13 protein-coding genes and 2 pseudogenes are annotated in these 10,939 nt (G+C 45.9%); 7 read left to right on the forward strand and 8 right to left on the reverse strand.

Annotated features, from left to right (window positions below; translation table 11 throughout):
• Positions 1–28: 28 nt before the first annotated feature.
• From BpJC4_RS12765 to msrA, 4 genes and pseudogenes are all read right to left on the reverse strand, one after another.
• Positions 29–1,215, reverse strand: a pseudogene (locus BpJC4_RS12765) (CynX/NimT family MFS transporter).
• A 13-nt stretch (positions 1,216–1,228) separates the two neighbouring features.
• Positions 1,229–2,902 (reverse strand): ABC1 kinase family protein, encoded by a 1,674-nt coding sequence (locus tag BpJC4_RS12770; protein WP_151680918.1) that lies wholly within the window; start codon positions 2,900–2,902, stop codon positions 1,229–1,231.
• 66 nt (positions 2,903–2,968) lie between these two features.
• Positions 2,969–3,265 carry a phasin family protein gene (locus BpJC4_RS12775; protein ID WP_151680917.1) on the reverse strand — a complete coding sequence of 99 codons (297 nt, stop codon included), beginning with the start codon at positions 3,263–3,265 and terminating at the stop codon, positions 2,969–2,971.
• A 119-nt stretch (positions 3,266–3,384) separates the two neighbouring features.
• Positions 3,385–3,915 carry a peptide-methionine (S)-S-oxide reductase MsrA gene (msrA, locus tag BpJC4_RS12780; protein ID WP_151680916.1) on the reverse strand — a complete coding sequence of 177 codons (531 nt, stop codon included), beginning with the start codon at positions 3,913–3,915 and terminating at the stop codon, positions 3,385–3,387.
• A 166-nt stretch (positions 3,916–4,081) separates the two neighbouring features.
• Between msrA and BpJC4_RS12785 the strand changes: the two are divergent.
• The 5 genes and pseudogenes from BpJC4_RS12785 to BpJC4_RS12805 all read left to right on the forward strand — a co-directional run bounded on the left by BpJC4_RS12785 (position 4,082) and on the right by BpJC4_RS12805 (position 7,056).
• Positions 4,082–5,803, forward strand: a pseudogene (locus tag BpJC4_RS12785) (ABC transporter ATP-binding protein).
• A gap of 104 nt (positions 5,804–5,907) precedes the next feature.
• Positions 5,908–6,330, forward strand: coding sequence for an ABC transporter transmembrane domain-containing protein (locus BpJC4_RS12790; protein WP_151697991.1), 423 nt, complete (start codon positions 5,908–5,910; stop codon positions 6,328–6,330).
• A complete protein-coding gene (locus BpJC4_RS12795; protein WP_151680914.1) occupies positions 6,312–6,470 on the forward strand; it encodes an ABC transporter transmembrane domain-containing protein in 159 nt (52 codons plus the stop codon). The genes BpJC4_RS12790 and BpJC4_RS12795 overlap by 19 nt, the downstream gene beginning before the upstream one ends.
• Positions 6,471–6,476: 6 nt before the next feature.
• Entirely contained in the window at positions 6,477–6,647 is a 171-nt protein-coding gene (locus BpJC4_RS12800; protein WP_253693715.1) for a sigma-G-dependent sporulation-specific acid-soluble spore protein CsgA, read from the forward strand.
• 160 nt (positions 6,648–6,807) lie between these two features.
• On the forward strand, positions 6,808–7,056 hold the full coding sequence (locus BpJC4_RS12805) for a hypothetical protein (protein ID WP_151680913.1): 249 nt from the start codon (positions 6,808–6,810) through the stop codon (positions 7,054–7,056).
• An 80-nt stretch (positions 7,057–7,136) separates the two neighbouring features.
• Here BpJC4_RS12805 and BpJC4_RS12810 read toward each other — a convergent pair whose 3' ends face one another.
• Positions 7,137–7,337, reverse strand: coding sequence for a cold-shock protein (locus tag BpJC4_RS12810; protein WP_151680912.1), 201 nt, complete (start codon positions 7,335–7,337; stop codon positions 7,137–7,139).
• A 269-nt stretch (positions 7,338–7,606) separates the two neighbouring features.
• Between BpJC4_RS12810 and folE the strand changes: the two genes are divergently transcribed.
• Both folE and BpJC4_RS12820 read left to right on the forward strand, forming a co-directional pair.
• Positions 7,607–8,248: a GTP cyclohydrolase I FolE gene (folE, locus tag BpJC4_RS12815; protein WP_151680911.1), complete on the forward strand. Its 642-nt coding sequence runs from the start codon at positions 7,607–7,609 to the stop codon at positions 8,246–8,248.
• Between the two features lie 19 nt (positions 8,249–8,267).
• On the forward strand, positions 8,268–9,203 hold the full coding sequence (locus tag BpJC4_RS12820) for an NAD(P)/FAD-dependent oxidoreductase (protein WP_151697992.1): 936 nt from the start codon (positions 8,268–8,270) through the stop codon (positions 9,201–9,203).
• 237 nt (positions 9,204–9,440) lie between these two features.
• Here the strand turns inward: BpJC4_RS12820 and BpJC4_RS16675 are convergent, their stop codons facing one another.
• The 3 genes from BpJC4_RS16675 to BpJC4_RS12830 form a co-directional block, all read right to left on the reverse strand.
• Entirely contained in the window at positions 9,441–9,668 is a 228-nt protein-coding gene (locus tag BpJC4_RS16675; RefSeq protein WP_308690288.1) for a YetF domain-containing protein, read from the reverse strand.
• Between the two features lie 73 nt (positions 9,669–9,741).
• Positions 9,742–10,011: a YetF domain-containing protein gene (locus BpJC4_RS17160; RefSeq protein WP_371862187.1), complete on the reverse strand. Its 270-nt coding sequence runs from the start codon at positions 10,009–10,011 to the stop codon at positions 9,742–9,744.
• A 216-nt stretch (positions 10,012–10,227) separates the two neighbouring features.
• Positions 10,228–10,632: a hypothetical protein gene (locus tag BpJC4_RS12830; RefSeq protein ID WP_151680909.1), complete on the reverse strand. Its 405-nt coding sequence runs from the start codon at positions 10,630–10,632 to the stop codon at positions 10,228–10,230.
• Positions 10,633–10,939: the final 307 nt, after the last annotated feature.

Consider the following 10,939-nt stretch of genomic DNA (forward strand, 5'->3'; position numbering starts at 1 on the left):
TTCAAACTCAGCTTTTACTATAGATTTATCACACATACCGATCCTCCCCTGCACCGATGCCTGCCAAAAGCATCAGCCCGCCGACTGCCATCATTATCATGATCGGGATGTTCCAGATGTGTGCATAGTCGTACAAATAACCGACAAAAAAAGGTCCGACCGCCGCAATGAGATAGCCTGCCGACTGGCTCATGCCCGACAAATTTGCGGCTTCGGCAGCCGTTTCGGAACGGAGGCCGATGAATGCCAGCGCGAGGCTGATGCTTGCGCTCTGGGCTATCCCGATTAGGATAATATAGATCCACATCATAAAAATGCTCCCGCAGAACCACAAGCCGGTGAGCCCGCTTAAATAAAAAACGGCAGTCCCGAAAACGAGGCTGATCTGGTTTTTCAACTTGTCCGCCCAGATCGGCGCCATAAAAGTAGCAGGGAGTCTGACAAACTGCATAACGGACAGCATTCAGCCGGCGGCCGCAAGCCCCACATGCCGGCTCACCATAACTTCCGCCAGCCATGCAATCGTGTTGTAAAACAAAAAGGACTGAAGGCCGAGAAACAATGTTACCTGCCAGGCAAGCGCTGATAACCAGACGGATCCGCCGTCCGCAGCGCGGTTCGCAGAAAACGGCATGCGGCTGCGCTCACGCAGTTGCGGAATCCATACAACAATAGCCAATAGGCAGACGATCCCCCAGACAAAAAGCCCTCATCTCCATCCGAGGCCAAAGCCGTTTACAAGCGGCACGCTGAGGCCGGAAGCGAGCGCCGCAAAGCCGCCCATCACTGTTGTGTAGATGCTTGTCATCAGGCCGAGTTTTTCAGGTAGCCTGTGCTTGATCAGGCTCGGGAGGAGCACATTCCCGACAACGTTTCCCGTCCCGATAAAAGCCGTACCTACACAAAAAGCAGGGCAGCGCTGCCGCATGACCGGATCAAGATGCCGACCAATAAAACGATCATTCCGAGAAACAGCGCGAGCTCCTGGCCGAGCCGGTTCGCCAGCTTCGGAGCAAGAATCAGCGCAAAAGAAAGAAGCGTGAGGGTTGTAATGAAACCTGCCGCTGCGTTTGACAAATGGAGTCCGTTGCGTACGGCGCCGACAACCGGGCCGACAGAAGTGATTGCCGGCCGCAAATTTGCTGCAATAAAAATGATACCGAGGACCAGAACCGATCCTGATAAAGCTTTTACAAGGTCTTTCTGTTGACCCATCCTTCATACTCCTTTAAAACTTTCCCGACTTAAAAATTGAAAACAAAAGCCACAAAAGCATCAAGGTTGCGACACCAAACCCGATTTCGATGATCGGATTTTTCCAAATCAAGGAAGATTGGCCGCTGATGGAGGTGCCGACCATCAGTCCGACCATCATTATGCTGAAGGCGAGCAGGACAATCGCAAATGAAAGGCGGTTGCTGATCCTGTCCAGTTTTTCCAAAAATAAATGCAGGTCCGGGATGACAATTTCCATCCTGAATTTTCCTTTCCGCATCGTTTTGGATATGTCGCGCAGATTTTTCGGCAGTTCCAGCAGGATTTCCACTTGATCAAGAAACGTTTTCCAACCTTTTTGGGCGATCCTTCCCAGACGGAATCTCTCTTTCAGCAGCCTTTCCCCAAACGGGCGCGCCGCTTCGATCAGGCTGAATTCCGGGTCAAGTGATTCCACGACGCCTTCGATTGTAATTAACGATTTACCGAGAATCGTTAAATCGGCCGGAAACCGGATGTGGTATTTGAATGCGATATGGTACAAATCGTTAATGGCTTCCCGTAAACTCAACTGGCTGACCGGCACATCGTAATATTTTTCGCGAAGGACCTCGACATCTTCCCTGAGCATGTGCAGGTCCGCGTCATCCGGAATCTCGGCAAGGGCATCGACCGACTTGATAATGGCATTTGAATCGGCCCGCATTAACGCAATGACGAGCGAGGCGCAGTGGTATTTTGTTTCTTCCGTCAGCCGCCCGACCATGCCAAAATCCATATAACAAAGGATATCCCCCGGGAGGACGACAAGATTGCCGGGGTGAGGGTCGCCATGGAAAAAACCGTCGACAAAAATCTGTTTCAGCATGGAATGAATGAGCCGATCGGAAATGGTTTTTCTCCGGTAGCCGAAAACATCCCCGTTGAAAAATTCGCTGATTTTCCTGCCCTTTATGTATTCCATTGTCAACACTTTTTTTGTTGAAAAATCCCAGTAAATCTTCGGGATGCAGACGGTGCCATCATCTTCAAACTGCTTCGCGATCCGTTCCGCATTCCGGCCTTCATGGTAATAATCGAGTTCAGACAAAATCGCCTGGGAAAATTCATCGACAATTTCCCGCAATTGGTAGTCCCTCGCCCATTCAAAACGGGACTCGAGCGACATCGATATGTCTTCCAAAATTTCCAGATCTGTTTCAATAATCGGGCGGATATTCGGGCGCTGTATTTTGACGGCAACCGGTTCTTCCGTATGCAGTTTTGCCTTATGAACCTGTCCGATCGAGGCAGTGGCAAGCGGCTCCGCGTCAAACTCGGCAAATAAATCGTCCACGCCTGACCCGAATTCTTCCTTAATAATCTCTTTTACTTCATCGTAAGAAAAAGGAGGCGCGTTATCCTGCAGTTTTTCTAGCTCCACAATGATCGACTCCGGCAAAAGGTCCCTGCGCGAGCTGGCCACCTGCCCGAGCTTAATAAAAGTCGGCCCCAAATCTTCCAGGAACTGCCGGATCCTTTCGCCGGTACTACGGTGGGCTGTGCGGGGGGATGAGGTTTTTCCCTGAGAAAAAGGAAGCAGTTCCACAAGCCCAAAATCACTGATGAGATAGCCGAGACCGTTTCGGATCAGCGCACCGGCGATTTCTTGATATCTTTTCCCGTGTTTCATCTTCCTGCGAAGCAAACAACCACCCCCGGATTCTCGTGTTTATGGAAAAAAAGCCGCCCCGGATGAAAGGGGCCAACCGGTTTATGGGTTCAAACGTTCTTCCAGCTGCTGGATGCGAAGTTCTAAAGCCTTGATTTCATCCTTCGTCGCCACGTTCATTTCAGAAAGGATTTGATTTACTCGCTCTTTGATAGCTTCATTCAGTTCCTGTTTCGACTGCTCGCCTTTTTCCAGCAGTTCATCGATCAGCTGTTTTGATTCTGCTTTCGTGAGGTTGCCCTTTTCAACAAGGCGGTTCACTGCTTTTTCTACCTGTTCTTTGCTGACAACCGCCATGCCGAGCCCTAAGGACAACAACTGGTTCATTCTATCCAACATGCCGATTCCTCCCTTTCTGGATTCTTTAATGCTATGATAGCCCAATATGAAAGGAATCACAAATGGAAAGCGGGCAGCGTAAGAAAAAATCCCAAACATTTCGTTTGGGATGACACTGCTTAATTTTTCCAATGTGCGGCAATAAATTCGTCGCGCCCGGATTTTGCCCGGTCCTCATGGTATTCCTTCGGGTTCTTTTTATAAAAATCCTGGTGGTAATCTTCAGCGGGATAAAAAGTTTTTGCAGGCAAAATTTCGGTCACGATTGGCTTTTTAAATTTGCCGCTTTCAGCCAGCGCCTTTTTTGACGCTTCGGCAAGCCGTTTTTGCTCTTCGTTATGGTAAAAAATTGCCGCCCGGTAGTTGCTGCCGCGGTCCTGGAACTGCCCGCCGGCATCGGTCGGGTCAATTTGCTGCCAAAAGATTTCGAGCAATTTTTCGTACGGGAAAATTTCAGGGTCATATGTAATTTGGACAGCTTCATAATGGCCGGTTTTCCCGGTTTTTACCTGTTCGTATGTAGGGTTTTCCACATCCCCGCCCGTGTAGCCGGAAACGACTTTTTCAATGCCGTCCCACTTGTCGAAAGGTTTCACCATGCACCAAAAACAGCCGCCCGCAAATGTTGCTTTTTCGAATTTCTGTACCATTCGTTCCCCTCCAAAAATACTTTTTTTAAATCGTAACATTCGCCGGCCAAGATTACAATGGATTTTATTTTGCCGTGCATTCCGCTTTTCCGTGGGGCTGTCCGGATAGTATAATATAACAATCAAGAAAATTTTCGTTTATCGAAATGAATGGTGGAGAAATGGCATGGACCGGGCTTTATCCTATATAAAACCTTACCGCAAACAAATCGCGGTTGCACTTTTTTTCATGCTCGTTGAACTGTCTGTCGAGCTTTTGCAGCCGCTTTTTATATCGAAAATCATCGATCATGGGATCGTAGCCCGTAACATGGGCGCGGTTATAAAATGGGGCGCTGTGATGATCGCCTTGGCGCTCCTGGCATTTTTGTCGGGAATCTCGAATTCTTTTTTCTCATCGTATGTCAGCCAGTATTACGCTGTGACCTGCGCATGCTACTGTATGAAAAAATCCAGTCATTTTCTTACGCGGATATGCACCAGTTTCGGACATCTTCGCTCGTAACAAGGATGACGAACGACATTACGCAAATCCAGCACACGGCTTTCAGTTCGCTCCGGATTATGATGCGGGCGCCGCTGCTTGTTGTAGGCAGTTTGGCCATGGCGGTTTTGGTAAACTGGAAACTGGCGCTTGCCATTGTTTTAGCAGCACCGTTTGCCGCATTCTTTCTTGTTTATATCAAAAAAGTGACAGACCGTTTGTTCCGCGAAGTCCAACAGCGGCTTGACAAAGTAAACGGGGTGCTGCGGGAAAATTTGGAAGCGATGCGGCTCATCCGCGCTTTTAACCGGAGCGGATATGAGGAGGGAATTTTTACCAAAGTGAACCGTGATTTGCGCGATGATACGAAAAAGGTGCTTCAGCTTATCGAAGTATCCGGGACGATGCTGTTGTTTATCATGAACCTGGCCATCCTTGTTGTGCTTTGGGCCGGAAACAGGCAGCTGTATGCGCATCATGTCCGGATCGGGGAAATCGTGGCGGTTGTCAACTACGGTTTCCGCATCACGGGATCCATTTCGATGTTCTCGACGATCATCAGCAACCTGTCACGCGCGAAGGCCTCGCTCGGACGCACGGATGAAGTGCTGCACGCGAATGTGACCCAGACGGAAAACGGGGAAGATGCCGATATCCGGGAAGGCGGCAATTGTGTTTGACCATGTGACGTTCCGTTATCCTGCAACGAACCGGGATGTGCTGAGAGATATTTCTTTTGCTGTCCGGCCGAAAGAGAAAATTGCCGTACTCGGGGCAACCGGATCCGGAAAAACGGCTTTGTTCCAGCTAATCCCGAGGTTATATGATACGAGTAGCGGGGGGATTTTAATCGACGGCATCCCCGTTTCCTCTTTCAGATTAAAAACTTTGCGGGACCAAATCGGCTATGTACCGCAGGAATCGTTGCTGTTTTCAGGCACGATTTCGGAAAATTTAAAATGGGGGAAACGGGACGCATCGCTGGAGGAAATGGTCCAGGCGGCAAAAGATGCACAAATTTATGAAACGATCGAAACCTTGCCGGAACAGTTTGAAACATTGATCGGCCAAAAAGGCGTAAATTTCTCCGGCGGGCAAAAACTGCAACTTTCGATTGCGCGTGCCCTTATCCGCCGGCCGAAAATCCTGCTGCTTGACGACAGCACAAGTGCGCTCGACTTGAAAACAGAAGCGAAATTGCTTGCGTCACTGGAAAAATACGACTGCACCATCCTGATGATTACGCAAAAGGTGAGCACAGCAATGGCGGCAGATCGGATTTTGATTTTGAATGATGGGGCTGTTGCCGCATACGGGCCGCATCATGAATTGATGGAAACTTCTCCCCTGTACCGTAAAATTGTGGAATCCCAATTTGTAAAGGAGTGGACGCACGATGCCTAGGCCGCCGCACGCGCGCGGGCCGGTGAAAGTAGAAAAGCCGAAAAACGCCTGGAAAACAGTCAGGCGGGCGGATTTGGCGTTACCTGTCAGCGCATCTTGGGCTTTTGTCTCTTGTTCTGTTCATGGTTGCCGTCAGTACGGTAACTGGACTGCTCGGGCCATACTTAATTGGTTACACAATCGACCATTATATTGGGCACCGTTCAAGCGCCGAACTGCTTGATTTTATTGTGCTTTTGGCCGGCGTCTATTTTCTCCAGTCCGCTTCAACCTTTTTGGGAAATTATTTGATGATCGGCATTTTGCAGGATACGGTGTTTAAAATGCGGACGCAATTGTTTGAGCAGTTCCACCGGCTGCTGATTTCGTTTTTCGACCGCCGCCAGCACGGGGAGCTAATGAGCCGCGTCACGAACGATATTGACAATGGCTCGCAAACATTAAACAACTCGGCAATCCAAATTTTTTCCAGCACCTTGACGATATCGGGCATGGCCGCGATTATGCTATGGCTGAGGCGCTTTTGACGCTCGTGACGCTGATTGTCGTGCCGGTCATGTATTTCGGGATGAAATGGATTACAAAGCGCACAGGCAGACTCTTTAAAGAGCAGCAGCAATACCTTAGCGCCTTAAACGGTTTTATAGAAGAAAGTTTGTCAGGGTAAAAAATCGTGAAATCCTTTTCGCAGGAAACACATCTGCTCGAAGAATTCCGTGGAAAAAATGAAACGGAAACTGCTTATTTAAATGAAGTACTGCAACGGGAGATGGACTATGCCAAACAGGCGCAGGATCAAAAACGGCTGCTGGAATTAAACGAAGTATTTGTGCTGTTAACTTGACGACTATAATTTTATTATGTTAACAAATAACCCTCCCGGCGTTATATGCATAATTTCATCAAAATGTCCACAAAAAAGCAAAGAAATTTAAAAAATGCGTTTAAAATTTGAACATTTTGTGAACATACGATAATATAATATAGCAAAGGGGGGTTGTAAAATGAGGGAATTTAAGGGTTATTATGTGCTTGCAACCGCTGAACTGATCATTAGTGTACTTTTTCTTGCATTTCATTTCATTGTAAACGCTAACAAAACAGACTGGGAGTTGATTTTGTTTTGGGGGTTCTTGCTTGGGGGAATGATAACGTATGGGCTCGGGATGGCATATTTGTTAATGCTTTGCGCATCAGGGAAAGAATTGCCGGAAGAATATCCGGAAGGCGATCCATATAAAAAAGTGGGATAATTTTTCGCTCGGCAGGAACCCTGTAATGTTACGGGGTTTCTTTTTTTCCTGAAAAAAACGATGCTGTTGTAAGCACCGTTTCAGTCTTTTTGCACATTTGCAGCTTGTTGCCCACGTGCGCCTTCTACTACATCGAAAGTGACTTTTTGGCCTTCTTCAAGTGTTTTATAACCTTCACCCTGGATCGCGGTGTAGTGGACGAAAACATCACCTCCGCCTTCCCGTTCGATAAAACCGTAACCTTTTTCATTGTTAAACCATTTTACTGTACCGTGTTCCACATTTTTGCCTCCTAATATTTTTACGATTTGGTCTTAATATAACCATACATCTTGCTTTTAAACGTCTATTTTTAAAATATGAAATTCCCGCTACGGCGGGAACCCGGAATGCAGGAATCGAAAAATGTTCCCAATCGCCTTTACATATTTTACGAATGCATATAAGTTCAACCATTTGATATAATCAAAAGGTATGCTGTACACTTAAAACTAATCGGATAGTGAAAACCCGTTCCAATTTTAAAGCAAAAAAGGAGCTGTTCCAATACATGATCTTTTCCGGACAAAAGGAACATCAACTTATAGAAGAAATTTTTAAAGATCAAATAGATGACATATCAGCATTAAACAAAAAATTTGAGCAATCCGGCCAATTTATGGAAGCGGTCAGGAGCCTGATTGATTTGTGCGGTGACGACCCGGACCGTGACGGGCTGCTGGAAACGCCGTACAGGGTACTGAAAGCTTTTCTGGAATACACAGAAGGCTATCGTGAAGACCCGAAACTTCATTTAACGAAAACGTTTGATGTGGACCATCAGGAGCTCGTGCTCGTTAAAGATATTGAATTTTATTCGATATGCGAGCATCATTTTGCGCCGTTTTTCGGTGTGGCGCATGTCGCGTACTTGCCGTATGAAAAAATCACCGGCCTGTCCAAAATCGCAAGAATGGTGGACGGCTATGCCAAACGGTTCCAAGTTCAGGAAAGAATGACATCGCAAATTGTGGATGCCGTAGAAGAAATTTTGGAACCACAGGGCACGATGGTCGTCGTGGAAGCGAAACATATGTGCATGTGCGGCAGGGGAGTCAAAAAATCGGACGCGTCAACAACAACGATGTCTTACCGCGGCATTTTCGCCGAACGGCCGGATATGCGTGCCGAATTTTTGTCCTTAATCAAATAGAAATTGAAGGATGGTGTTTATGCAGGATGTGGACGTATTAATTATCGGGGGCGGGCCCGCCGGCATCTCCGCGGCGATTTGGTGCAAGCGCCTCGGCATTAATCATCTGCTTGTAGAGGAGAAAGAGGCGCTCGGCGGCCAGCTGTCCATGATCCACAACCGCATTATCGATTATCCGGGCCTTATTGCAAGAGATGGGGAAGAAATGCGGAAAATTTTTCTCAAACATGTACACACACTGCAATGCCGGTATAAGCTGAACACGCGAGTATTGGAGATCGACGGGCGGCGCTATGCAACAGTTGAAACAAGAGGGCAAAAGGAGGCCATTAGATTCCGCTATTTAATTTTTGCTGCAGGTGCAATCCAGAAGCGGCTTGGCATCCCCGGCGAAAAGGAAATGCTCGCAAGGGGCGAAAATTACTCCGCAACCCGGGACAGCTGTCTGTTCAAGGGAAAAACAGTGGCGGTTGCAGGCGGCGGGGACCGGGCTTTTGAAGGAGCCATTTTGCTTGCTGAAGCGGGCGCACGTGTTTATTTAATCAACCGTTCAGGCCGTTTCAAAGCGAGAAGCGGATATATCACCCGCGCGAAAGCATGCGAAAATATCCATTTGCTGATAGAGACGCGAGTTACCGAGATTGCCGGCGAAGATAAAGTTGAAGCGGTAGAACTGGTAAACCAATCGGGAGATGTTTCGTATCTGCCGGTTTCGGCCGTTTTTATTCGAATCGGCACGAAACCGAACAGCGCTCTTGTAAAAGAACTTGTTGAGACGGATGAAAATGGCTATATTGTTTCGGGGCCGTCCGGAAATACAAGCTGTGAATGGCTGTATGCGATCGGGGACAATTGTTTAGGGCCGCACTACTCCAGCATTGCCGGCGCGGCCGGGCAGGGGGCTGCGGCTGCGAAGCATATTGCATCCCTTTTAACCGGGCATATCGTACACTGAGTAAAGTCATTTACGTTTTGCAGCGGGTGGGCCGGCATCTGGAAGCAGGTAAATGAATAAATAAAGGATGCCCGAAAATACCGCCAATAATCAGACAGATATTTTTAATAGAAGTCTGTTTCGTTTATTAGGAATATATCTGATAAACGGGCATCCTTTTTCTTTATTGATTGCCTTTTTACTGCTGTAAATCATTGATATGCAAATCGTGATTAAATTACTTGTATAAAAAAATCTTTAGTTGATCTTTCTTATCATATGTGGCGAGCAGAACATTTTTACTTCGGTTTGATATAAGCTTTCTAAGGAGGTAATAAGCCAGCGTTTATCCTTATGAATTTCCTCCAGCTCCTTGAAATTTATTTTGCCTTCCTTAATAAGGATTCTTGGCAAATTGAATACTCCGGATTCCAAGCTGGAATTGGGTGTAAGGGACTGGTATTTGGGATCCAGAAAGATTGAAATTTTTCCATTTGCTTCTCAAATTGCTAAAGCCAATTTCTTAACATCTTCAACTTTTTTCACGTAATTCTTCTAGTTAAACATCAATAAATATTCTTGCTTTTTTTAATCCTTTATAAAGTATTTCACCGTTTTGGACTATCGTTATCGGTCTATGGTTAATCAGTTTTCTGAACCATGGCCATTTCAACATTATAAAAACGCCTCCAAGGTACATGATGACCAACACAATGGTTGTACCGAGGGATCCTTTAAGACTAAGATGTGGATTTGAAAGCGGGTGGGCAATAATGTTTCCAATGATCGAAGCAATAACGAAATCAAGAAGTCTTAATTGGGAAATCATACGTTGGCCTAAGACTTTAGATACAAACACTAAAATAAAAAAGAAACAACCGCCCGAAGCATCCAACCATAAATGGTGAGCGTTTCCTGGCTTTGAAAAAAATCCATGTAATGACACATCCTTTTCCGTATCAATTGTTGCCTATTGGGTATTGATGCAATTTTTTCAATGGAAGAATGCAATATTGAAACGAAAGAGGCTTTTGTTTAGGGACCGTTATGGCACGAGTCTTGTACTGTGGCCGGTTTCTTCCTCTTTTAATATTTCCAACCCTCCTGATACTTCTATGGCTGCTCCTAATGAAACCAATGAATCCCCGGTGACTGCGAGTTTTTGTTCATTCAGTTTCTGATTTTTATCATTGGTAAAAATTTGGCTGGATACAGCAATTGCTTCTAATAAATGACCAATTGTCCCGATGAAAGAACCTGATGCTATTTGAACATCTCCTTCCGAAATTAAATCTTCGTTTAGCTGAAGCAGTTCATATAAGCCTAATACCTCTATAAAATGCCCAATAAATTGAAGCCAGATGCCAACAGCAACTTGTTTTTCTAATTTTGTTCTCATTTCCTTAATTTTTTCTTTTTGATCAAAGCTGTTTTCAAAAGAAACGCCCAATTCCTACACCTCACCACACGCTGATAATTGTATTATATTCAGGATGCATATTAATGTATCCGGTTGTTTTTTACTTATACGTTAAATCAATATTCCGTGACGGATAGGAATAAGACTTGAGCGGAGTATCCGATAGAACATTTCTGTGCTGTTTACTGAATCTTCGCCGGAACGTATTTTATTTGATCTTTTCGCTTTTTTTATATCCCTGGCGGTTATCTGAACACCTTTTTCTTAAATAATAGAAATACGAAAAAATTTAAGAAAATCAGCGGTCCATCGTTTTCGTGATTCCTTTTTTTAAATT

Origin of the sequence: Weizmannia acidilactici (genome assembly GCF_008974185.1) — a bacterium.
Taxonomy (GTDB): domain Bacteria; phylum Bacillota; class Bacilli; order Bacillales; family Bacillaceae_C; genus Weizmannia; species Weizmannia acidilactici.